Genomic DNA, 23298 nt, shown 5'->3' on the forward strand with positions numbered 1-23298 from the left:
TGGAATGACCCGTTTCGCCCGCGCCGACCTCCTGGCCAAGTTCCGCGGCATGGTGGAGCGGCGGGAGCCGATCGTCGGCGGCGGCGCCGGCACCGGCCTGTCCGCCAAATGCGAGGAGGCCGGCGGCATCGACCTGATCGTGATCTACAATTCCGGCCGCTACCGCATGGCCGGGCGCGGGTCGCTGGCCGGGCTGCTGGCCTATGGCAACGCCAACGAGATCGTGGTCGAGATGGCGCGCGAGGTGCTGCCGGTGGTGAAGAAGACCCCCGTGCTCGCCGGGGTCAACGGCACCGACCCGTTCATGCTGACCGATCCTTTCCTGGCCGAGCTGAAGGCGATGGGCTTCGCCGGGGTGCAGAACTTCCCGACCGTCGGGCTGATCGACGGCCTGTTCCGCCAGAACCTGGAGGAGACCGGCATGGGCTATGGGCTGGAGGTCGAGATGATCGCCCGCGCCCATGCCCTGGACCTGCTGACCACGCCCTATGTGTTCTCCGCCGCGGAGGCGGTGGCGATGGCCGAGGCCGGCGCCGACATCATCGTGCCGCATATGGGCCTGACCACCGGCGGGTCGATCGGGGCCGAAACGGCGAAGACGCTCGACGACTGCGTGGCGCTGGTCGACGAATGGGCCGAGGCGGCGCTGGCGGTGCGGCCGGACATCATCGTGCTGTGCCATGGCGGGCCGATCTCGTCGCCCGCCGACGCGGCCTATGTGCTGCAGCGCTGCCGGCGCTGCCACGGCTTCTACGGCGCCAGCTCGATGGAGCGGCTGCCGACCGAGCAGGCGCTGACGGCGCAGACCCGCGCCTTCAAGCAGGTGACGTTCTGACCCCCAGCCACCCCCAGGGAGACGCGACCATGATCCGAGTGACCACCAGCAGCGTGATCAACGCCCCGGTCGAGACCGTTTGGAAGACCGTCCGCGATTTCAATGCCATGCCCGGCTGGCATCCTGTCATCGCCAGCAGCAAGGTCGAGAATGGCGGCCCGTCCGACCGCATCGGCTGCGTCCGCAGCATGGAGCTGGCCGACAATGGCGGCACCGTCCGCGAGCGGCTGCTGACCCTCTCCGATTCCGACCATTCCGTGACCTATGCGATCCTGTCCGCGCCGATGCCGGTCGAGAACTACGTCGCCACGCTGCGTCTGGTCCCGGTCACCGACGGCAACCGCAGCTTCGCCGAATGGACCGCCGAATTCGACGTCACGGCGGAGAACGAGGCGGCGATGCGCAAGCTGATCGGCCAGGGCGTGTTCCAGGCCGGCTTCGACTCGCTGAAGCAGCGCTTCGGCGGCTGACGGGATAAATTCGGTGCGTTAGGGTCATCCGAATCCTGGAGACCCTGATGCGCCGTTTCGCCACCCTGCCGCTCCTGCTGTCACTGGCCCTGATATCGGGCCGCGCCGGTGCCGAGGAGGCCGTGCCCGTCTGCAACGCGCTGACCGACCTGATGGCCCCCGGCGCCGAGCCGAAGCTGCAGGCGGTCGCGCCGGACCGGCAGCGGGCACGCTTCGTCAAGGACGGCAGCGAGCAGCCCGGCTGCCCCAAGGACATCGCGTCCTGCGCCGCCAAGCGTTATCTGGTGGCGGATGACCGGGTGATCGTGACCTCGACCACCGGCGCCTATGCCTGCGCCATTTTCACCGGCCATGCCCCGACCTTCCCGACCAGCAGCGGCTTCCTGCCGCTGGCCGCGCTGACCGACGTCCCGGCCCGCCCCAGCACCGATTGGCGCGGCGCCTGGCACAGCGGCGACGAGCAGCAGATCGAGATCAAGCCGGCCGCCGGCAGCGCCTTCGCCCTGGAGGGCTATGCCAGTTACGGCGGCGACGATCCGGAGCGGGTGGCGCGCGGCGCGGTCAATGTCGGCCAGTTCAGCGCGACGGTGACACCCGCCGCCGGCAAGGCCGCCTTCTCGCTCGACCTCGACGGCAAGGTGCTGCCGGTCGACGCCAACCCTGGGGACGATTCAGCCTGCCGCATCCGGCTGTGGCGCCTGGGGGACTATCTGGTGGCGGCCGACAACCTGCGTTGCGGCGGCATGAACGTCACCTTCACCGGGGTCTATGCCCGGGAGAAGACGGGCAAGTGAGGCCGGGCGGCTGTAGCAGCCGCCCGCGCCCATCCCTCACGGATGCTTGTGGATCGGGTCGACCCAGTAGACCGCTTCCGGCTTCTCCACCGGCTCGATGTCGAGATTGACCACCACCGCCTCGTTGTCGCTGCGCACCAGCACGCATTCCAGCGGCTCGTCGGTCGAGGCGTTGATCTCCTGGTGCGGCACATAGGGTGGCACGAAGATGAAGTCCCCGGCCTGCGCCTCGGCGACATATTCCAGCTTCTCGCCCCAGCGCATGCGGGCCCGGCCGCGCACGACGTAGATCACGCTTTCCAGCGCGCCGTGGTGGTGGGCGCCGGTCTTGGCGTCGGGGTGGATGGTCACGGTGCCGGCCCAGATCTTCTGCGCCCCGACCCGGGCGGCGTTGATCGCCGCCTTGCGGTCCATGCCCGGGGTCTGGGCGGTGTTGGGGTCGAGATCGGTGCCGCGGATCACCCGCACGCCGTTGAGACGCCAGTCCTTGGCTTCGGGCTCGTGATCATGGTCGTGATCGTGGGTCATGGTTCGGTCCGTCCGGAAAATCCCGCGGCCCCGCGTGCCTCGCCGGGCCGCGGCTACCGTGCCCCCGGAGGACGGCGGACGCAACCCGGATAGATCCACGCCGGCATCGGCCTGTCCGCTATTTTGCTTTGGACGGAAAGTCGGGCGCGATGTCAAATCCCGCCAGGAACTTTTCGATATATCCAAGCTTGGGGTCGTCGGGAGAGAGTGGCTTTACCGACGACCTGGGGCGAATGGATTGTGCCACGGAGTCAGGATCCGACACCTCGTAGAACGGCAATCCGCGTTCCAACGCGATGGATCGGGCCCGCGCATGCGCATCCTGCCTCGACGGGGCGACAAATGCCGAGACTGGCTGACCGTCCAGCAGAATGCTGATGTTGAAGGCTGGGACGGATCCGGTCACCTCAAGTCGGAGTCGTGCTTCCGGAATGTTGCTCGGGCCGGCATCCAGCCCGGGCGGCAACGTCACCTCGCCGGATTGCGTATCGAAGACAACGAGGCCGTGACGGGCAGCCAGTGCCTGAATCTGCGGCACGATATCCCCTGCATGGCTCCAAGCCACCGAAAGGATTGCGATGCACCCTTGGGCGCGGAGTGGTCCCTCGGCCCAGATCGTCTCATCAGGCAATATCGGGGGCGGGTTCGCGTTTCCGACGAAGGCCAGCGCCGCCGACCTGATCTCCTCCAATGAGGACAGCATCGACATCGGCGGCAAGTCGAGATCGGCAAGGCGATTGCCGCCCCCTCCACCATCCGGAAACCGGGTATGGAGTTCGATCCAGAACGCATCGAAGGACGGGTGCCGCCGCACGATGACCTGATCCCTGCCGACGTGGTCCAGGAATGCGGCCGCCTGCCCGCGGTCCATTGCGACGTCGGTGAACCAGATGCCTAGATCATAGCCGCTCATGGGGCCTCGCTTTGTCGGCTGAACTATCGCATGGCGATAGCGCAGGACAAAGGCCAGCCGGTCCGCCCCTACTTGTCCTTCGGCAGCTTCTCGGCCAGGCCGTACAGCTTCTGGCGGCGGTCCATCTCTTCCCAGACCTCGGCCGGGCTGATCTCCATCTCGGTCAGCAGCACGGTCAGGTTGAACATCAGGTCGGCGGATTCCTCGACCACCCGCTGGCGCTCGCCCTGCACCGCGTCGATCGCGACCTCGGCCGCCTCCTCGACCAGCTTCTGCGCCATCTTGGGCACGCCGCTGTCGATCAGCCGCGCGGTGCGCGAGCTGAACTCCATGCGCGACCGCCGCTCCCGCAGCGCGCCCGCCAAAGCCTCGAGCCGATCCCGTCCAAGCGATTGTCCCATAACCCCGCCTCTCCCTTCTCATCCCCCGGGAGCCGCCTCCCAACGGCCTTCCCGTCTCATTCCAAAATGCCAGGGTACTGGCCCTGGTCTTGATCAGCTCACGCCGTGGCGCGCAACGGCTCTGCCGGCTGCCCGATGTCGACGATCCGCGTCAGCGCCGCCCGCACGCCCGGCGCGCCGCCGAGCGCGATGCCGCCCAGGCTGCCCCTGTCACGCCAGAAGACATCGTCGACCCAGCCGCCCGCCTCGCGGATCAGGCAGAAGCCGGCGTAACAGTCCCAGCGGCTGAGCAGCGGTTCGTAGAAGGCGATCAGTCGTCCAGCCGCGACATGGGCCAGCATCTGCGCCGCCGAACCGAGGCGCAGGAAGGCGCCGCCTTCGATCAGCAGCCGTTCGAGAAAGCCGGCGCCGACCGCGGGCGGCACCTTGAGGTTGATGCCGAAGCCGATCAGCCCGTCGCCGAGTCCGCCGGCCGCGGCGACCGAGATCGGCTGGCCGTTCAGACGCGCGCCGCCACCGGCGATGGCGTCGAACAGCTCGTCGGCACAGGGGTCGTAAATGACGCCGGCGACGATCTCCTCGTCCCCCGTCGGGCCGCCCGTCGTCAGCCCGATCGAGACGGTCCAGGAGCGGATGCCGTTCAGGAAGGCCGCGGTGCCGTCGATCGGGTCGATCACCCAGGTGAAGCCCGAGCGCCCGTCCTGCAGCCCGTATTCCTCGCCCAGCAAGCCATCCTGCGGGAAGGCCTCGGCGATGGCGGTTCGGATCAGTTCCTCGACCTCGCGGTCGGCGCGGCTGACCAGATCCTGGCTGGAGCTCTTGGTCTCGATCACCAGCGCGTCGCGACGCTCGAAGAAGTCCAGCGCCAACGCCCCGGCCCGCCGGCCAAGGCCGAGGGCGAAAGCATGGCGGGCGCGGACGGCGTCGCGGTCGAAACTCATGATCCCTGCCATCGGCCCACGGTGTTGCACAGCTGTGCAAGGTCGACACGATTGCCCCGGCCTGTCAACCATTTATGGGCGATTTCTTGTGGAATTTGACTAGCTGTGGTGCTTGCCAACTGGACGGCTGTGCATAAGATCCACTATCGATCGCCGCATGCGATCTCAGCCGCAGGCCCATCCGTGACGCGACGCCGCAATTTCGCCAGCGCCCAGCAGGTGGCCGACCGGGCGGGCGTGTCCCGCTCCGCCGTCTCGCGCACCTTCACGCCCGGCGCCAGCGTGTCGGTCGAGACCCGGCAGCGGGTGATGCAGGCGGCCGAGGCGCTGGGCTACCACGTCAACCACCTCGCCCGCGGGCTGACCCGGCAATCGAGCCGGATCGTCTGCATCGTCGCCGCCGACCTGGAGACGCCGCTGCGCTCGCGCATGATCGGCACGCTGACCGAGCGGCTGCAGCACAGCGGCCGCGTCGCCATGCTGATCAACACCAGCGGGCCGGGCGGCGAGGATGCCGAGGCGGCGCTGCGGCAGATCCTGAACTACCGTGCCGACGCCACCGTGATCCTGTCCGGCACGCCGTCGGAGACCATCACCCGCACCTGCATCGAGAACGGGCAGCGGGTGGTGCTGATCAACCGGGACGACCGGGCCGAGGGACCCGACAACATCGCCATCGACAGCGCCCTGCCCGGCCAGCTGGCGGTGGCCGCCTTCCGCCGCGCCGGCTGCCGACGGCTGTGCCTGGTGACCTCGGCCCAGGGCACGCCCAGCCTGCTGGCGCGCGAGGCCAGCTTCGTCGCGGCGGCCCGGGCCGAAGGCATCGAGCCGGCGATCTGGCGCGCCGGGCGCACCGTCTACGCCACCGGCCGGGCCGCGGCGCACGACCTGCTGCTGCGCCCGGACCGGCCCGACGCCGCCTTCTGCATCAACGACCTGGTCGCCTTCGGCTTCCTCGACGCGGCGCGCCACGACATCGGCCTGCGGGTGCCGGAGGATCTCTGCGTCATCGGCTTCGACAACACCGACCAGGCCGCCTGGTCCGCCTATGACCTGACCACCTTCGACCAGTCGGCCGAAGCGGTCAGCGATGCGGTGATGGCGATCCTGGAGGGGCCAGGGACCGCCGCGCCGCAGCGGCTGACGGTCCCGGCGCCCCTGGTGTGGCGCCGCACGGTGCGCGGCCCGGGGCCGGACCAGCGGCCCTAAGCGGCCCCGACCGGGCCGGCGGCCCCTGAGACGGGCCGCGACCGGGACGACAAGCCGGCGCCGGATGCTCTAGGATCGCTTCACCCCGAGTCACGGAGAGCGCCGGATGCGTCCGATCTTCATCATGGTCAAATGCGAGCTGGGCCGCGCCTACGACACGGCCGAGCATGCGGTCGACGAGATCGAGGAGGTGTCGGAGATCTACTCGATCTCCGGCCAGTTCGACCTGATGGTCAAATGCTACCTGCCGGAGGACATGGATGTCGGCCGCTTCGTCAACAGCCGGATCCACGCCCTGCCCCACATCAAGGACACGATGACGCTGATCACCTTCAACGCCTTCGCCGGCAAGGGCTGAGCCGCGCTCGCACTCCGACGTCGCCGCCTCTGCCCCAAGGATCGATCCGCATTATGACTGACGGCCTTGCCGCGCGCGCCGAGCACTGGGCGCTGACCCTCACCCGCATCCCCAGCGTCACCGGCACGCCGGACGAGGTCGCCTATGCCGACACGCTGGCCGGCCTGCTGCGCGCCAGCCCGGCCTTCCGCGACCGGCCCGGGGACGTCTGGACCATCCCCACCGGCGACCGGCTGGGCCGCGCCAGCGTCGCGGCGCTGCTGCGCGGCCGCGGCACCCGCACGGTGGTGCTGACCGGCCATTTCGACACGGTGACGACCGCCGATTACGGCGACCTCCTGCCGGTCGCGATCGACCCGGAACCGCTGAAGCAGGCGCTGCTGGCCCGGCTGGGCAAGACCGCCCAGGGCGAGCGCGAGAAGCTGGCCCTGGCCGACCTGTCAGGCCCGGACTTCCTGCCGGGCCGCGGCCTCTTGGACATGAAGGGCGGCCTCGCCGTCGGCCTGGCGGTGCTGGAGGCGGCGGCGGCCGATCCGGACCGCGAGGGCAACCTGCTGTTCCTGGCGGTGCCGGATGAGGAGGTCAATTCCGCCGGCGCCCGCAGCGCCGCCCGCGCCCTGCCCGCCCTGGCCGGACCGCTGGGCCTGAGCCTCGACGCGGCGATCAACCTGGACTGCCTGGGCGACACCGGCGACGGCCGCTTCGGCCGGTCGGTGGCATTGGGCAGCGTCGGCAAGCTGCTGCCCAGCGCCCTGGTGGTCGGCCGGGCGGTGCACGCCGCCGACACCATCCGTGGTGTCAGCGCCGCCGCCTTGGCCGGCGCCGTCGCCGCCGCGGTGGAATGGGCGCCGGAGCTGACCGAGAGCCTGGGCAACAGCTCCGGCACGCCCGCGACGCTGCTGGGCATGAAGGACGGCAAGCCCGCCTACGACGTCACCACCCCCGGCACGGTGTGGATGTTCTGGAACACCGCGCTGTACCGGCGCGGGCCGGAGGATGTGCTGGCGCCGCTGACCCGGATCGTCGAGGGCGCGGTCGGCGGCGTGGCGGCGCAGCTGCGCCAGCGCGGCGGCGCCGACGTGCCCGACATCCCGGTGCTGCGCTTCGACGCGCTGCGGCAGGAGGTACTGGCGCGATCGCCCGAGGCCGCGGCGGCGATCGCCGCGCTGGCCGAGGAGGTGGCCGAGGCCGGACTGGACCTGCCGGAGCAATGCCGCCGCATCACCGAGGCGGTGTGGCGCCTGAGCGGCCGCAGCGGCCCGGCGGTGGTGCTGGGCTTCGCCTCGATGCCCTATCTGCCGGTGGTGCTGGGCGAGGATGCGGCGGCGCGCCGGCTGGACCGCGCCACCCGCGACGCCGCGGCCACCATCGCCGCCCGCCACGGCACCACCATCGGGCTGGAGGGCTATTTCCCCGGCATCTCGGACATGAGCTTCCTGGGCCAGGGCGACGAATCCTCGGTCGGCGCCATCGCCGCCAACACCCCGGCCTGGGGCGCCGGGCTGCATTGGCCGGAGGGCCCTGCCCTGGCGCAGATCCCGATCGTCAACGCCGGCCCCTGGGGCCGCGACTACCACACGCCGCTGGAGCGGCTGCATCGGCCCTACGCCTTCGAGGTGCTGCCGGAGCTGATCCAGGAAATCGTGGCGGGGGTGCTCAAGGCGTAGGTTGGGTTCGCGTCGCGAACCCAACATCGCAACGGCGGGACAAGTGTTGGGTTCGCAACGCGAACCCAACCTACGGGCGGCAGCCCCTACCGCCCGCCCAGGAACAGCATCCGGGTCAGCAGGGTGTAGTCGGATTCGAGCACCATCAGGGCGACGAACACCAGCAGCACCACCGGCGGCACCAGGATGGCGTAGATCAGGGCCAGCCGTTCCCAGGCCATGTGCATGAACACGGCGACGATCAGCCCCGCCTTCAGCATCATGAACAGCAGGATCAGGCCCCAGCGCAGATATCCCTGCAGGCCGACATAGTCGACCATGTAGGAGCAGGCGCTGAGCACGAACAGCCAGCCCCAGACCACCAGGTACAGCCTGATCGGATGCTGCTGCCCCTGGGCGTGCGCCGTGTGCGGGTGGATGTCGTCGTCATGCGCATGCGCGGCGTGTGCCATGGCCCCCTCCCTCACCACAGATAGAACAGGGCGAAGATGAACACCCAGACCAGATCGACGAAGTGCCAGTACAGGCCGGTGATCTCGACGATCTCGTAATTGCCCCTGCGGCTGGTGAAGAAGCCCCGCTTCTGGGTTTCGAGGTCGCCGCGCCAGACCTTGCGCGCCATCAGCACCAGGAAGATCACCCCGATGGTGACATGGGTGCCGTGGAAGCCGGTGATCATGAAGAAGGCCGAGCCGAATTGCGGCGCGCCCCAGGGGTTGCCCCAGGGCCGCACGCCCTCGCCGATCAGCTTGGTCCATTCGAAGGCCTGCATGCCGACGAAGGTGGCGCCGAAGGCCGCGGTCACCAGCATCAGCGCCGCGGTCTTCCTGCGGTCGCGCCGGTAGCCGTAATTGACCGCCATGGCCATGGTGCCGCTGCTGCTGATCAGGACGAAGGTCATGATCGCGATCAGGATCAGCGGCACCGGCTGGCCGCCGATGTCGAGGGCGAAGACCTCGCTCGGGTTCGGCCAGGGCTGGGCGGTGGACATCCGCACCGTCATGTAGGACAGCAGGAAGCAGCTGAAGACGAAGGTGTCGCTGAGCAGGAAGATCCACATCATCGCCTTGCCCCAGGACGCGCTCTTGAAGGCGCGCTGGTCCGAGGCCCAGTCGGCGGCGACCCCGCGCCAGCCGTCGGGCCGCGCGATCAATCCTCCCGGGTGCGGTTCGGCCATGATCTCAGCCCTCCCCTAGCTCAGCAGCTGGCGGCACATGTCGGCGAAGCGGTCCGCCCAGCCCATCAGCAGGCCCAGCAGCACCAGCCAGACCAGCAGCAGGAAATGCCAGTACATCGTGCACAGCTCGACGCTCAGGCGCAGCCGGTCCGGCCGGTCGCCGCGCCACGCCCTGGTCCCTGTGCGACCCAGGGCGACCATGCCCCCGGCCACATGCACGCCATGCACCGCGGTGAGCAGGTAGAAGAAGGCGTTGGCCGGGTTGGTCGCCAGGAAATAGCCCAAGGCGTTCAGCTGTTGCCACGCCAGCAGCTGCCCGGCCAGGAACACCAGGGCGCCCGCCCCGCCGGCCAGCAGGCCGGTGCGCACATCGGCCAGGTCCTGCCGCCGGGCGGCGCCCTGGGCGCATTGCAGCGCGGCGCTGCTGACCACCAGCGCGCCGGTGTTGATCCACAACAGGATCGGCATCGGCAGCGCCCGCCAGTCGGGCATCGCCATGCGCATGGCGTAGGCGCTGACCAGCAGCGCGAACAGCGACCCGGCCACGGTCAGGAACATGCCCAGGCCGATCTTGGCGGCCGGCAGCGACGAGGCACCGGTGGCGGGAACGTCGCCCACCGTGCTCTGCTCCAGCCACGGCTTGGTCATCAGCCCCTGGCGCGACAGCCACCACAAGGCGGCGGCCACGGCCCCGGTCATGAACAGGATGATGATGACCATGCCCGGCGCCCTCAGCCCGGCCGCGACGGCGCGGGCCAGTTCTGCGGCAGGAAGTCCTGCTCGGCGCCCGGCACGTTGTAGTCGTAGGCCCAGCGGTAGACCACCGGCTGGGCATCGCCCCAATTGCCGTGCGGCGGCGGGGTCGTGGGCGTCTGCCACTCCAGCGTCGTCGCCCGCCACGGGTTGCCGCCGGCATCCTTGCCGTGCCGCAGGCTCCAGATCAGGTTGAACAGGAACACCAGCTGGGCCGCGCCCACGGTCAGCGCCGCGACGGTGATGAAGATGTTCAGATCATGGGCCGAAGGCGGGATGAACGCGGTCTCGCCGAGCTCGTAGTAGCGGCGGGGCACCCCGATCAGGCCGAGATAATGCATCGGGAAGAAGATCGCGTAGGCGCCGACGAAGCTGACCCAGAAATGGATCTTGCCCAGCGTGTCGTCCAGCATCCGGCCGGTGATCTTGGGGTACCAGTGGTAGATCGCCCCGAACACCACGAAGATCGGCGCCACCCCCATCACCATGTGGAAATGGGCGACCACGAACATGGTGTCGGACAGCGGCACGTCGACCACGACATTGCCCAGGAACAGACCGGTCAGCCCGCCATTGACGAAGGTGACGATGAAGGCGATGGCGAACAGCATCGGCGGCGTCAGGTGGATGTCGCCGCGCCACAGGGTCAGCACCCAGTTGTAGACCTTGATCGCCGTCGGGATGGCGATGATCAGCGTGGTGGTGGCGAAGAAGAACCCGAAATACGGGTTCATGCCGCTGACATACATGTGGTGGGCCCAGACCACGAAGCTGAGGGCGCCGATGCCGACGATCGCCCACACCATCATGCGGTAGCCGAAGATGTTCTTGCGCGCATGGGTGCTGATCAGGTCGGAGACGATGCCGAAGGCCGGCAGCGCGACGATGTAGACCTCGGGGTGGCCGAAGAACCAGAACAGGTGCTGGAACAGGATCGGGCTGCCGCCGGCGTATTTCAGGTGCTCGCCCATCTCGACCAGCGACGGCATGAAGAAGCTGGTGCCGAGCAGCCGGTCGATCAGCATCATCACCGAGGCCACGAACAGCGCCGGGAAGGCCAGCAGCGCCATCACCGTGGCGGTGAAGATGCCCCACACCGTCAGCGGCATGCGCATCAGCGTCATGCCCCGGGTGCGGCCCTGCAGCACCGTCACCACATAGTTCAGCCCGCCCATGGTGAAGCCGATGATGAACAGGATCAGCGAGGACAGCATCAGGATGATGCCCCATTCGCGGCCCCCGGGCGTGCCGGACAGGATGGCCTGCGGCGGGTACAGGGTCCAGCCGGCCCCCGTCGGCCCGCCGGGCGCGAAGAAGCCCGCCACCAGCACCAGCACGGCCAGCAGGTAGATCCAGTAGCTCAGCATGTTGACGTAGGGGAACACCATGTCCCGCGCGCCCAGCATCAGCGGGATCAGGTAGTTGCCGAAGCCGCCGAGGAACAGGGCGGTGAGCAGGTAGATCACCATGATCATGCCGTGCATGGTGATGAACTGGTAGTAGCCGTTGGCGTCGATGAAGGAGAAGGAATCCGGGAAGGCCAGCTGCAGCCGCATCATCCAGGACAGCACCAGGGCGACCATGCCGATCGCCAGCGCGGTCACCGCATACTGGACGGCGATGACCTTGGCGTCCTGCGAGAACACCCAGGTCGTGATCCAGCTCTTGGGATGGTACAGCTCGAGTTCCGGGACCTCGGCAGGCGGCACCGGCTCGACCGGCTCACGGATGACGTCCACCATCGGCGTGTCCTCCTCGCTTCCTCCCGGTCAGATCCGATGGGGGTCGGGCCTGATCCAGCAGATGCTTCCCTCCGAAACCGGGGGCCCTCCCCCTTGCGTGAGGCCCGGTCAGTTGGCCGCGTGCATCTCTCCCGGCGCCGACGCCTGGGCAAAGGTCTGCTGCTGCAGCAGCCAGGCGTCGTAGTCGGCCTGGGTGTCGACCACGACGGTGCCGCGCATGTAGGGATGGCCGACGCCGCAGAGTTCGGCGCACAGCACCTCGAAGGTGCCGGTGCGGGTCGGGGTGAACCAGTAGTAGGTGACCGAGCCGGGGATCATGTCCATCTTGGCCCGGAACTGCGGCACGTAGAAATCGTGCAGCACGTCGATGGCGCGCAGCAGGACCTTGACCGGCTTGCCGATCGGCAGGTGCAGCTCGCCGCCCTGGATCAGCACGTCGTCCTTGCCGTTGGGGTCGGCCGGGGCGATGCCGAAGGGGTTGTCCGCGGTGACGTCGAGGGCGTCGGCGGTGCCCAGCTTGCCGTCCTTGCCCGGCAGCCGGTAGGCCCATTGCCATTGCTGGCCCATGACCTCGACCTCGGTCGCGTCGTCCGGCACGGTGACGTATTGGGCCCAGACCACCAGGCCCGGCGCCAGCATCGCCGCCACGCCGACCGCGGTGCCGATGGTCAGCCAGGATTCCAGCCGCTTGTTCTCCGGCTGGTAGTCGGCGACCACGCCCTCCCGGTGGCGGAAGCGGTACACGCAATAGGCCGTGAACAGCACGATCGCGGTGAACACGATCCCGGTGATCCAGAAGGTGATCGTGATGGTGCCGTCGATGTAGTGCCAGTTCGAGGCGATCGGCGTCCACCACCACGGGCTCAGCAGGTGGAACACCACCGAGCCGACGGCGACCAGCACGAGGATGAGCGCAGTCTTCATCGCCGGTCCCTTCCTGCCCTGGGCAATGCACAGGCATGGCGAGGCCGGGATGCGGTCCGATCGGGGTCGGGCGGGGCGCGACGGCACAATTCCGGGGCGATCCCGCATCCGGTCCCGTCGGGCCGGTGCAGTCGATTCCCTGGAGAATTGGGCCACATCTTCATCGTGGGCGGCCTTCGCATTCGCCAAGGCTCGGCCGGTTCCGTCGCTCGTCCGGGCGGACTCCGCGTCGCAGTCGACGCGAAGCCGACCCATACAGCGCCGGTCTTTACCGACCGCGGCCTGTAATTTGATGATGAGATGACACCGCCGCCATTGTCAATCGATGTCGGGACATGGCCCGCCGTGGCACTGTATTGGCTTGCGCCGCCAGCCTGCCCAGCCGGTCGACTCGGCCCGGTCAGGCGCCTGACGTCACTCCTTCTTCTTGCCGTCGGCGTCGAACTGCTTGAGGAAGGCGATCAGGTCGTCGATCTTCTGGTCGTCCTTCAGGCCGATGAAGGTCATCTTGGTGCCCGGAATCTTGGCCCGCGGAGCCTTGATGTATTCACGGAACACCGTCTCGTCCCAGGTGATGCCCGAGTTCTTGTTGGCGTCGGAGTAGTTGTAGCCGGCGACGGAGCCGGAATGGCGGCCGAACAGGCCGTTCAGCTCCGGCCCCACCGCGTTCTTGGCGGTCTCGCCGATCTGGTGGCAGGCGCGGCACACCTGGAACACCTTCTCGCCGGCGGCAGGGTCGCCATCCGCCCGGGCCGCCGAGGTCAGGGCCGCGAGGGCCAGGATGCCGATCAGGGTCGAACGCATCATCACGCTTCCTCCAGGTGAGACCACGGCGGGGCCGCCGCTGCGCCTGCCCTGCTTGGCCCGTCCCGCATCCGATCGGGGCCTGGCCGTTCACCGCCGCAGCCGCGCCATCGGGGCCGGCTGTCGATCGCGCCGCGGCGTCGATCCTCTCCTGGTGTTCCCCCGATCCTCCCGCTTTCGGCCGATCGCTTCAAGGGCCGAGGCCGGGATCCGCGATTCGCGGCGAGATGGGAGGGGACGGATTGTCGCAATCGGGTTATACTTTGGGCCATGGCGGGTCGCGGCGAGCGTGACCGGCGGCCATCCCGGCCGCACTGCCAACGGTCGACGCAGGCCCCCTCGGACCATGGTTCGGGAGGAATGGACATGACCATCCGGAATCCCCTGGAATGGGGAGCGGATCAGCTCAAATTCGGCAGCCAGGCCGTGAGGTCGGGCAGCCGCACCGTGTTCCACGCGGAAGAGAATCCCAACGTCCTGGCCCCGGCAGTGCACCGCATCGGGCTGGCGGACCTGCGGGATGCCCTGGTCAAAGGCTTCGACGATTTCGGCGCGTACCGCACCGACGTCCTCTACCTCTGCCTGATCTATCCGGTCGTCGGCCTGGTGCTGGCGCGGGCGATGTTCGGCGAGAACATGCTGCCGCTGCTGTTCCCGCTGGCCTCCGGCTTCGCCCTGATCGGCCCCTTCGCCGCCATCGGCCTCTATGAGATGAGCCGGCGGCGCGAACATGGCGACCCCTCCAGCTGGGGCGCGGCCTTCGGCGTGCTGCGCACCCCCCGCTTCGGCGTCATCCTGATGCTGGGCGCGGTGCTGGCGGCGATCTTCGTGGTCTGGATGTTCCTGGCCAACGTGATCTACAACAACACCCTCGGGCCCGGCGCACCGGCCTCGGTCGGCTCGTTCCTGCACGATGTGTTCACCACCAATGCCGGCTGGGCCCTGATCATCATCGGCTGCGGCGTCGGCCTCGTCTTCGCGGTGGTGGCGATGGCGATCGGCGTGGTGTCGTTCCCGCTGCTGCTGGACCGCGACGTCGGGATCGACACCGCGATCTGGACCTCGGTCCGCGCGGTCGCCGCCAACCCGATCCCGATGGCGGTGTGGGGCCTGATCGTCTCCGTCGGCCTGGTGGTCGGCTCGATCCCGCTCTTCGTCGGGCTGATCGTCGTCATGCCGGTGCTCGGCCACGCCACCTGGCACCTCTACCGCAAGCTGGTGAACTGACGGACGGCACTGCCGCCTGCCTTCGCAGGTTGGGTCGCTCTCGGGCGAAGCCAACCTGCTGGGCTCAGTGACCTCCGCCGCCGGAGGCGGCCCCCTTGCGCATGACGAAGACGCAGGCGGCCGAGGCCACCAGGATGACGCCGAGCACCGCGAAGGTGTCGCTGAAGCCCATCACCAGCGACTGCGCCTTGACCGACCGGCCGATGGCGACGATGGCCTGATGCTTCGCCGTGGCCGGATCGGACACGCCATGCGCCATGAAGTAGCTGGTCATCTGGTCGATCCGCGTCCGCACCTCGTCGCGCAGCAGCGTCACCGACTGGCCGATGATGTTGGAGTGGTACTGCTCGCGCTTGGTGACGATGGTGCCCAGCAGCGCCGTGCCGAAAGCGCCGCCGAGGTTGCGCAGCATGTTGAACAGGCCTGAGGCGGCGGCCGATTCCTGCCGCGCGATGCCGGCCATGGCGATGGCGGACAAGGGCGCCATCACCACCGCCTGGCCGATGGCGCGGACGATGTTCGGCATGAACAGCTGGTCGCCGCCATAGACCAGCGACATATGGGTGTTCATGAAGCAGCTGGCGGCGAACACCATCAGCCCGCCGGCCACCAGCCAGCGCCCGTCGAGCCGTCCCATCAGCATCGGCACCATCGGGATGATCAGCAGCTGCGGCAGGCCGGTCCAGGCCATGACGCCGCCGATCTGCTCGGAATCATAGCCCTGCACCTGGGCCAGGTACTGCGGCAGCAGGTAGGCCGAGCCGTACAGGGCGAAGCCGAGGAAGACATTGGCCAGGGTGCCGAAGCCGAAGTTCCGGCGCAGCAGCAGGCGAAGATCGACCGCCGGCTTGGCCACCTTCAGCTCGATCCACAGGAACAGCGACAGGGCCACCACCGCGATCGCCGTCAGCCGGACGATGAAGGGCGAGCCGAACCAATCGTCCTTGTTGCCCTCCTCCAGCACCGTCTGCAGCGCGGCCAGGCCGATCGCCATGGCGCCGATGCCGAACCAGTCGCCCTCCTTCAGCAGACCCAGCCGCATCGGCTCGCGCTCGAGCGTCAGGGCCAGCCCCGCCAGCATGGCGGCGCCGGGCACCAGGTTGATGTAGAAGATGTATTCCCAGCCGTAATTGTCGGTCAGCCAGCCGCCGATGGTCGGGCCGATCGCCGGGGCGAAGGTGGCGGTGATGGCGAACAGCGCCATGCCCATCGGCCGCTGGTGCATCGGCAGCCGGGTCATGACCAGGGTGAAGGCCATCGGGATCAGCACGCCGCCGGTGAAGCCCTGGATGCCGCGCAGCATGATCATCTGGCCGAGATTGGCGGCGAAGGCGCAGGCCACCGAGAAGGTCAGGAACAGCGCGGTGTTGACCAGCAGGAAGCGGCGGAAGCCGAAGACCTGGCTGAGATAGGCGGTCAGCGGGATCACGATGATCTCGCCGATCAAGTAGGAGGTCGAGATCCAGGCGCCGTTGTCGACGCCGGTGCCGATGCCGCCTTCGATCTGCGGCAGCGAGGCGTTGGTGATCTGGATGTTCAGCACGGCCATGAAGGCGCCGAGCAGGCCGGAGAAGACCGAGATCCAGGTGGTCAGGCTGGCGCCCGCGGCCGGGGTGGCCGGCGGCGCGGCTGTGACGCTGGTGATCGAGGACATGGTGCGGGCCTCCCGACCCGGCGGTCAGCGGCGGCGCCTGACGGCGCCGCGTCGCTGCCCTTGCGTCGCCTACTTGGCGTCGGCCTGCTTGGTGTCGGCCTGCTTGGTGTCGATGGTGGCGATCACCGACATGCCGGGGCGCAGCTCGCCGGCCAGCGGGTCGTTGCGGTCGAGCACGACCTTGACCGGGATGCGCTGGACGATCTTGGTGAAGTTGCCGGTGGCGTTGTCCGGCGGCAGTAGGGCGAATTCCTGGCCGCTGGCCGGCGCCAGGCTGTCGACATGGCCCTTGATCGCCGCGTCCGGGAACGTGTCGACCGAGATGTCGACCGGCTGGCCGCGATGCACGTCGGTCAGCTGCGTCTCCTTGAAGTTGGCGACGACATAGGTCTCGGACAGCGGCACTACGGCCATCAGCTGGGTGCCGGCCTGGACGTACTGGCCGACCCGCAGCGTGCGGTTGCCGACGGTCCCGGCCAAAGGCGCCGTGATGGTGGTGTAGCTGACGTTCAGCTCGGCCTGGCCCTGCACCGCCTGGTCGTGCTTCAGGGTGGCGTTGGCCTTGTCACGCTGGGCCCGCAGCACGTCGAGCTGCTTTTCCGAGGCGGTCACGGCCGCCTGGTCGCGCTGCAGCGTCGCCTTCGCCGATTCGATGTTCGCGGCCATCTGCTGGGCCTGCTGGACGCTGCCGTTGCCGCGATCGGCCAGGGCGGTGTAGCGGTCGTATTGCTGCTGGGCGAAAGTCAGGTTCGCCTGGTCCACCACGGTGGTGGCGCGGGCCTGGTCGATCGCCGCGCCCTGCTGCTGGATGGCGGCTTCGGCATTGGCGATGTCCGCCTGCGCCGCGGCGACGTCGGCCTTGGCCTGGTCCAGCGCCACGGCGTAGTCGCGGTCGTCGATCCGGGCCAGAGGCTGTCCGGCGGTCACCGCCTGGTTGTCGGCGACCAGCACCTCGGCGAGATAGCCCGAGACCTTCGGCGCGATGATGGTGGAATCGGCCTTCACATAGGCGTCGTCGGTCGATTCCTGGAAGCGGCCGACGGTCCAGTAGTTCCAGCCGAACCAGGCGGCTCCGGCCAGTACGACCACGCCGAGCGGGATCAGCAGCAGCTTTCGCCCAAGACGGCCGCGCGGTTTCGCCGGCGTGGCCGGCGGTGCGGCTTCGCTGGCGTCCGGCGCCGGGGTGGCGCGCAGCTGGACCGGCTGGACCTGATGCGTCATGGCTCTTGCCCTCCAAAGCAGAAACCGGAAGCCGCCGCCCGGCATCCACCTGGATGCAACGCCGGGATTGCGACTTGGGTATTTAGGAAACTTGACGGTTTCCAACGAAAGATGGGACACAGAGACGGAGGACGCAATTGCGCGTCGGAGAGGCCAGACATGCAGGAAACGCCGAAGCGCCCGCGCGGGCGGCCGCAGCAGCGCGGCGACGCCGAGACCCGCGCCCTGATCGTCGGGGCGGCGACCGGGATCTTCCTGGCCCAGGGCTTCGGTGCCACCAGCATGGAGGCCGTGGCCCAGGCCGCGGGGGTGTCGAAGAAGACGATCTACCGGTTCGTGGCCACCAAGGAGAAGCTGCTGGAGGCGGTGATCGACACCCGGTCCGCGGCGCTGCGGTCGCCGATCGGGCACGATGCCGGCCCCGACCCGGTGGCGGCGGAGCGGGCGCTGCACCAGTTCCTGCAGGAGCTGGCGCGGCTGGTGCTGTCGGAGGAGACGGTGGCGCTGAACCGGCTGGTCTATGCCGAGGCGCTGCGCTTTCCGGCGATGGCGCAGGCCTTCTACCAGGCCGGCCCGGTGCGCAACGCCGAGGCGCTGGCGGTCTGGCTGGAGACGCAGCGCCGCCATGGCGTGCTGCGGCTGGACGACAGCATGAGTGCCGCCCGGATGCTGGTCTCGATGGCCATCGCCGAGCCGTTGCGCGCCGCCACCCTCGGCATCGCCCCCCTGCCCCCGCGCGACGAGATCGACCGGCATGTCGCCGAGTCGGTGGAGATTTTCCTGCGAGGGTGTCTCGTGCGGCGGTAAGCGGCGATAGGGCGCTTCAGCCCCCCTTCGTCATTGCGAGCGCAGCGAAGCAATCCATCGGGCCGCACGAGCTGCCCGATGGATTGCTTCGTCGGCTTCGCCTCCTCGCAATGACGGAGAGGGTGGCGGCGACGACGGTCGGACCGCCTCCATCCCGGTTTGATTTCCCTTCATCAAATTTTGATGCTATCCCTTCAGCAGGGAGGAGCTTCCGTGGCCAAGACGACGCTGCAAGACGTCGCCCGCGAAGCCGGTGTCAGTGTCGCGACCGTCGACCGCGTGCTGAACGGGCGTGCCGGGATCCATGCGCGGATGGTCGATCGCGTCAAAGCCGCGGTCGAACGCCTGCATTACGAGCCGGACCGGCTGGCCTCGCGCCTGTCGCGGGCCCGCGACTTCCGATTCGTCGCGATCCTGCCGGTCGGCACCAACGACTTCATGCACAGCCTGCAGCGCGAGTTCCGCACCCTCGCTCTCCGCCATGCAGCCGAGCGGGTCGGCATCGAGATCATCCTGGTCGACGTGTTCGACGGCAACGCCCTGGCCGAGGCGCTGGAGCGGCTGCCGCAGGAGCTCGACGGCGTCGCGGTGGTCGCGCTCGACCACCCCGCTGTGGCCGAGGCGCTGAACGCCCTGACGGCGCGCGGGGTCACCGTCGTCACCCTGGTCTCCGACCTGCCCGGCGCCCGGCGCAGCCACTATGTCGGGCTGGACAACCACGCCGCCGGGCGCACCGCGGCCAGCCTGCTGGGCCGCTTCATCGGCCCGCGGCGCGGCAAGGTCGGGCTGATCGCCGGCTCCCTGCAGCTGCGCGACCACATCGAGCGGCAGTTCGGCTTCGAGCAGGTGATATCAGGCGAATACCCCCATCTCGAAGTGCTGCCGCTGCGCGAGGCGCGCGACGACACCGCCCGGGTCGAGGCCGCGGCCCGCACCCTCCTGGACGAGAATCCCGACCTGGTCGGCCTATACAATGTCGGCGCCGGCGCGCAGGGCGTCGTCGCCGCGCTGGAGGCCACCGGCCGCGCCCGCGAGGTGGTGTTCATCGGCCATGAGCTGACCGAATTCACCCGCCGCCACCTGATCCGCGGCACCATCGCCGCCGTCATCAACCAGGATCCGGGCCACATGGCGCGCAGCAGCATCCGGGTGATGCTGGCGCTGCGCGAGAACGTGCCGATCGTGCCGGACCAGGAGCGGATCCGGATCGACATCTTCATCCGGGACAACCTGCCATGACCGCCGCCCCTGCCCCGATTCCGGCGTCCTTCGAGGGGCCGCTGCTGAGCGTCCAGGGCCTGGGCAAGTCCTTCGGCCCGGTCGCGGTGCTGCAGGACATCGCCTTCGACGTGCGGCCGGGCGAGGTGCACGCCGTGATCGGCGAGAACGGCGCCGGCAAATCGACCCTGATGAAGATCCTGGCCGGCCACCTGGCGCCGAGCGCCGGCACCCTGGCGATGCATGGCGCGCCGCTGCGCCTGGCCGGGCCGGTCGATGCCGAGCGCCACGGCATCGTGCTGGTGCATCAGGAGATCCTGCTGGCGCCGCACCTGACCGTCGCCGAGAACCTGTTCCTGGGGCGCGAGCAGCGCCGCGGCCTGGCGCTGGACGACCGGGCCATGAACGCCAAGGCCGCCGAGGCGGTGCGCGCGCTGGGCGCCGAGATCGACCCGACCGCGGTGGTGGCGCAGCTGTCGATCGCCCGGCGCCAGCTGGTGCAGATCGCCCGCGCCCTGCTGGTGCCGCACAGCCTGGTGATCTTCGACGAGCCGACGGCGTCGCTGACCCCGATCGAGACCGACGCCCTGCTGGCCGTGATCCGCGACATCAGGGCCAAGGGCGTGGCCGTGCTGTACGTCTCGCACCGCCTGCCCGAGGTGAAGACCATCGCCGACCGGGTCACGGTGCTGCGCGACGGCCGGCTGATCGGCACCCATGAGGCGGCGGCGCTGGAGCCGTTGGACATGGCCCGGATGATGGTCGGCCGCGACATGGCCAACCTGTACCCGCCGCGCACCCCGGCCCCGGCGAGCGAGCCGGTGCTGGAGGTCAAGGCCATGACCGTGCCGGGATATGCGCAGGATGCCTCGTTCACCCTGCGGCGCGGCGAGATCCTGGGCTTCGCCGGGCTGGTCGGCGCCGGCCGCACCGAGCTGCTGGAAGGCGTGCTGGGGCTGAGGCCCGGCCATGGCGAGATCCGCCGCGCCGGCAAGCCCGCCCGCTTCGCCACGGTGCGCGACAGCATGGCGGCCGGGATCGTCTATCTCAGCGAGGACCGCAAGGGCAAAGGCCTGCTGCTGGCCCAGGACCTGCGGATCAACCTGACCCTCGCCGCCCTGAAGCGCTTCACCCGCGGCCCGGTGATCGACACGGCGAAGGAATGGGCCGAGCTGGACAAGGCGATCGCCGCCTTCGATGTGCGGACCCGCCGCAAGGACCTGCTGGCCGGGCAGCTGTCCGGCGGCAACCAGCAGAAGCTGCTCTTGGGCAAGATGATGCTGCTGGAGCCGGAGATCGTGGTGATCGACGAGCCGACCCGCGGCATCGACATCGGCACCAAGCAGCAGATCTACAGCTTCATCGCCGAACTGGCGGCCCAGGGCAAATCGGTGATCGTCATCTCGTCGGAGATGCAGGAGCTGATCGGCCTGTGCCACCGCATCCTGGTGATGCGGTCCGGCCGCATCGTCGGCGAGGTCGCCGGCGACGCGATGACCGAGGACGAGATCGTCACCTACGCCACCGGCGTGCGAACAACGAACCCGGCCGAACGGCCGGCGGGGGAGGCATGAGCACCACCACAACGACACCCGCCGGACGCGGCTTCCGATTCGACCTGCGCAGCCTGGCGCCATTCCTGGCGCTGGCCGTGCTGATCGTGGTCGGTGCGCTGCTGAACCCGAATTTCCTCACCGCCGACAACCTGCTCAATGTCGCGACGCGCAGCGCCTTCATCGCCATCATCGCGGTCGGCGCCACCTTCGTCATCACCGCCGGCGGGCTGGACCTGTCGGTCGGGTCGATGTCCGGCTTCGTCGCCGGGGCGATGATCCTGCTGATGAACGCGGCCCCGGTGGTCGACGGCCACGGCATGATCGCGCTGGCGATGGTCGCCGCAGTGGGCCTCGGCGCGCTGTGCGGCCTGGGCAACGGGCTGGTCACCACGGTGGGGCGGATCGAGCCGTTCATCGTCACCCTCGGCACCATGGGCATCTTCCGCGGCCTGCTGATCTGGCTGGCCGAGGGCGGGTCGATCGCGATGAAGGCGCCCGACCTGCGCGCCCTGTACCGGCCGGTCTATTTCGGCACGGTGTTCGGCGTGCCGGTCCCGATCCTGGTGATCCTGGCGGTCGGCGCGCTGGGCGCCTTCGTCCTCTACCGCACCGCCTTCGGCCGCCATGTCCGCGCGGTGGGGTCGAGCGAGGAGGTCGCGCGCTATTCCGGCATCTCGGTCGACCGGGTGCGGACGCTGACCTATGTCATCCAGGGCGTCTGCGTCGCCGTCGCGGTGCTGGTCTATGTGCCCCGCCTCGGCTCCGCCACCTCGACCACCGGGCTGCTGTGGGAGCTGCAGGCGATCACCGCCGTGGTGGTCGGCGGCACCGCGCTACGCGGCGGCGTCGGCCGGATCTGGGGCACCATCTGCGGCGCCCTGATCCTGGAGGTCGTGGGCAACGTCATGACCCTGTCCAACCTGGTCAGCGAGTACCTGATCAGCGCGGTGCAGGGCGCCATCATCATCATCGCCATGCTGGTGCAGCGGTCACTGCTGCGCCGGCCCGGCGGTAGTTGAACGCGGGAAAGAGCCGCCCGTCCGACAACAGGGCTCGATCTGTGGGGAGGAATCATGAAGTTCCGTTTCATCGGCCTGGCGGCCGCGGCGCTGCTGGCGATCGCGGGCACGGCCCAGGCGCAGGAGGCCAAGACCATGGCGGTGTCGATCCCGGCCGCCGACCATGGCTGGACCGGCGGCGTGGTGTATCACGCCGAGCAGGCGGCCAAGGCGCTGGAGGCCCGCTATCCCGGGCTCAAGGTCATCGTCAAGACCTCGCCGGACGGCGCGTCCCAGGCCAATGCGCTGGAGGACCTGACCACCCAGGGCATCAACGCCCTGGTGGCCCTGCCGCACAATTCCGACGAGCTGACCGACCCGCTGCGCCAGGTCAAGAGCAAGGGCGTGTTCATCACCGTGGTCGACCGGGCGCTCAGCGACCCGTCGATCCAGGACCTCTACGTCGCCGGCAACAACCCGGAGCTGGGGCGCGTCGCCGGCCGCTACATCAAGGACACGCTGGGCACCGGCAACGTCGTGGTCATCCGCGGCCTGCCGATCGTGATCGACGAGGAGCGGATCAAGGGCTTCGACGAGGCGATCCAGGGCAGCGGCATCAAGGTGCTGGACAAGCAGTTCGGCAACTGGAGCCGTGACGACGCCTTCAAGGTGATGCAGGACTACCTGGCGAAGTATCCGCAGATCGATGCGGTGTGGTGCCAGGACGACGACATGGCCGTGGGCGTGCTGGAGGCGATCAAGCAGGCCAACCGCACCGACATCAAGTTCGTGGTCGGCGGCGCCGGCATGAAGGACATGGTCAAGCGGGTGATGGACGGCGACAAGATGATCCCGGTCGACGTGCTGTACCCGCCGGCGATGGTCGCGGTGGCGATGGACCTGACCGCCGCCAACCTCTACGCCCAGCTGCCGGTGCGCGGCCGCTACATCCTCGACGCCACGCTGGTGACCAAGGACAACGCCAAGGAGTTCTACTACCCCGACTCGCCGTTCTGAGGAGGGACGTCCCCCTCTCCGTCATTGCGAGCGCAGCGAAGCAATCCATGCCAGGTGGTGAGATGGATTGCTTCGTCGGCTTCG

At 69.0% G+C, this 23298-nt stretch carries 24 protein-coding genes; 12 read left to right on the forward strand and 12 right to left on the reverse strand.

From position 1 onward, the window contains the following. Positions 1–4 precede the first annotated feature (4 nt). The 3 genes from E9232_RS11585 to E9232_RS11595 are packed head-to-tail and all read left to right on the forward strand — an operon-like array spanning position 5 to position 2099. The gene (locus tag E9232_RS11585; RefSeq protein WP_309794140.1) at positions 5–835 is read left to right on the forward strand and encodes a phosphoenolpyruvate hydrolase family protein; all 831 of its coding nucleotides are present in this window, start codon (positions 5–7) and stop codon (positions 833–835) included. Positions 836–864: 29 nt separating this feature from the next. After that, entirely contained in the window at positions 865–1305 is a 441-nt protein-coding gene (locus E9232_RS11590; RefSeq protein WP_309794142.1) for an SRPBCC family protein, read from the forward strand. Between the two features lie 47 nt (positions 1306–1352). Beyond that, positions 1353–2099 (forward strand): hypothetical protein, encoded by a 747-nt coding sequence (locus E9232_RS11595; RefSeq protein WP_309794143.1) that lies wholly within the window; start codon positions 1353–1355, stop codon positions 2097–2099. 36 nt (positions 2100–2135) lie between these two features. Here the strand turns inward: E9232_RS11595 and E9232_RS11600 are convergent, their stop codons facing one another. From E9232_RS11600 to E9232_RS11615, 4 genes are all read right to left on the reverse strand, one after another. Further along, on the reverse strand, positions 2136–2627 hold the full coding sequence (locus E9232_RS11600; RefSeq protein ID WP_309794144.1) for a cupin domain-containing protein: 492 nt from the start codon (positions 2625–2627) through the stop codon (positions 2136–2138). Positions 2628–2745: 118 nt separating this feature from the next. Then, a complete protein-coding gene (locus E9232_RS11605) occupies positions 2746–3540 on the reverse strand; it encodes a hypothetical protein (protein ID WP_309794146.1) in 795 nt (264 codons plus the stop codon). A gap of 68 nt (positions 3541–3608) precedes the next feature. Beyond that, positions 3609–3941 (reverse strand): phosphoribosyl-ATP diphosphatase, encoded by a 333-nt coding sequence (hisE, locus tag E9232_RS11610; RefSeq protein ID WP_309794147.1) that lies wholly within the window; start codon positions 3939–3941, stop codon positions 3609–3611. 98 nt (positions 3942–4039) lie between these two features. After that, positions 4040–4882, reverse strand: a complete 843-nt coding sequence (locus E9232_RS11615) for an inositol monophosphatase family protein (RefSeq protein WP_309794149.1) — start codon at positions 4880–4882, stop codon at positions 4040–4042. Between the two features lie 183 nt (positions 4883–5065). Between E9232_RS11615 and E9232_RS11620 the strand changes: the two genes are divergently transcribed. From E9232_RS11620 to E9232_RS11630, 3 genes are all read left to right on the forward strand, one after another. Continuing rightward, complete coding sequence (locus E9232_RS11620) at positions 5066–6091, forward strand: LacI family DNA-binding transcriptional regulator (protein ID WP_309794150.1); 1026 nt, start codon at positions 5066–5068, stop codon at positions 6089–6091. Positions 6092–6197: 106 nt separating this feature from the next. Next, positions 6198–6449 carry an Lrp/AsnC ligand binding domain-containing protein gene (locus E9232_RS11625; RefSeq protein ID WP_309794151.1) on the forward strand — a complete coding sequence of 84 codons (252 nt, stop codon included), beginning with the start codon at positions 6198–6200 and terminating at the stop codon, positions 6447–6449. Between the two features lie 53 nt (positions 6450–6502). After that, the gene (locus E9232_RS11630) at positions 6503–8116 is read left to right on the forward strand and encodes a M20/M25/M40 family metallo-hydrolase (RefSeq protein ID WP_309794153.1); all 1614 of its coding nucleotides are present in this window, start codon (positions 6503–6505) and stop codon (positions 8114–8116) included. 86 nt (positions 8117–8202) lie between these two features. Here the strand turns inward: E9232_RS11630 and E9232_RS11635 are convergent, their stop codons facing one another. The 6 genes from E9232_RS11635 to E9232_RS11660 form a co-directional block, all read right to left on the reverse strand. Continuing rightward, positions 8203–8568: a cytochrome C oxidase subunit IV family protein gene (locus E9232_RS11635; protein ID WP_309794155.1), complete on the reverse strand. Its 366-nt coding sequence runs from the start codon at positions 8566–8568 to the stop codon at positions 8203–8205. An 11-nt stretch (positions 8569–8579) separates the two neighbouring features. After that, positions 8580–9293, reverse strand: coding sequence for a heme-copper oxidase subunit III family protein (locus E9232_RS11640; RefSeq protein WP_309794156.1), 714 nt, complete (start codon positions 9291–9293; stop codon positions 8580–8582). 15 nt (positions 9294–9308) lie between these two features. Next, positions 9309–10013: a cytochrome c oxidase subunit 3 gene (locus E9232_RS11645; protein WP_309794157.1), complete on the reverse strand. Its 705-nt coding sequence runs from the start codon at positions 10011–10013 to the stop codon at positions 9309–9311. An 11-nt stretch (positions 10014–10024) separates the two neighbouring features. Beyond that, positions 10025–11788, reverse strand: a complete 1764-nt coding sequence (gene ctaD, locus E9232_RS11650) for a cytochrome c oxidase subunit I (RefSeq protein WP_309794158.1) — start codon at positions 11786–11788, stop codon at positions 10025–10027. A 108-nt stretch (positions 11789–11896) separates the two neighbouring features. Beyond that, positions 11897–12712, reverse strand: a complete 816-nt coding sequence (locus E9232_RS11655) for a cytochrome c oxidase subunit II (RefSeq protein ID WP_309794159.1) — start codon at positions 12710–12712, stop codon at positions 11897–11899. Positions 12713–13126: 414 nt separating this feature from the next. Further along, positions 13127–13519 carry a c-type cytochrome gene (locus E9232_RS11660; protein WP_309794160.1) on the reverse strand — a complete coding sequence of 131 codons (393 nt, stop codon included), beginning with the start codon at positions 13517–13519 and terminating at the stop codon, positions 13127–13129. Positions 13520–13882: 363 nt separating this feature from the next. On the opposite strand from E9232_RS11660, the gene E9232_RS11665 reads away from it, so the two are divergent. After that, complete coding sequence (locus E9232_RS11665; RefSeq protein WP_309794162.1) at positions 13883–14743, forward strand: DUF2189 domain-containing protein; 861 nt, start codon at positions 13883–13885, stop codon at positions 14741–14743. 64 nt (positions 14744–14807) lie between these two features. On the opposite strand, the gene E9232_RS11670 is transcribed toward E9232_RS11665, so the two are convergent. Further along, positions 14808–16397, reverse strand: a complete 1590-nt coding sequence (locus E9232_RS11670) for an MDR family MFS transporter (protein ID WP_309794164.1) — start codon at positions 16395–16397, stop codon at positions 14808–14810. A 69-nt stretch (positions 16398–16466) separates the two neighbouring features. Then, positions 16467–17618, reverse strand: coding sequence for an HlyD family secretion protein (locus E9232_RS11675; RefSeq protein WP_309794165.1), 1152 nt, complete (start codon positions 17616–17618; stop codon positions 16467–16469). A 159-nt stretch (positions 17619–17777) separates the two neighbouring features. Here E9232_RS11675 and E9232_RS11680 point away from each other — a divergent pair, with 159 nt between their 5' ends. The 5 genes from E9232_RS11680 (at position 17778) to E9232_RS11700 (ending at position 23214) form a co-directional block, all read left to right on the forward strand. Continuing rightward, entirely contained in the window at positions 17778–18425 is a 648-nt protein-coding gene (locus E9232_RS11680) for a TetR/AcrR family transcriptional regulator (protein WP_309794167.1), read from the forward strand. 213 nt (positions 18426–18638) lie between these two features. Further along, positions 18639–19664, forward strand: a complete 1026-nt coding sequence (locus E9232_RS11685) for a LacI family DNA-binding transcriptional regulator (protein WP_309794168.1) — start codon at positions 18639–18641, stop codon at positions 19662–19664. Next, the gene (locus E9232_RS11690) at positions 19661–21217 is read left to right on the forward strand and encodes a sugar ABC transporter ATP-binding protein (protein WP_309794169.1); all 1557 of its coding nucleotides are present in this window, start codon (positions 19661–19663) and stop codon (positions 21215–21217) included. Before E9232_RS11685 ends, E9232_RS11690 begins: the two co-directional genes overlap by 4 nt. Next, positions 21214–22218: an ABC transporter permease gene (locus E9232_RS11695; protein ID WP_309794171.1), complete on the forward strand. Its 1005-nt coding sequence runs from the start codon at positions 21214–21216 to the stop codon at positions 22216–22218. Before E9232_RS11690 ends, E9232_RS11695 begins: the two co-directional genes overlap by 4 nt. A gap of 54 nt (positions 22219–22272) precedes the next feature. Then, on the forward strand, positions 22273–23214 hold the full coding sequence (locus tag E9232_RS11700) for an ABC transporter substrate-binding protein (protein WP_309794173.1): 942 nt from the start codon (positions 22273–22275) through the stop codon (positions 23212–23214). Positions 23215–23298: the final 84 nt, after the last annotated feature.

The organism is Inquilinus ginsengisoli (assembly GCF_031453975.1).
Classification (GTDB): domain Bacteria; phylum Pseudomonadota; class Alphaproteobacteria; order DSM-16000; family Inquilinaceae; genus Inquilinus; species Inquilinus ginsengisoli_A.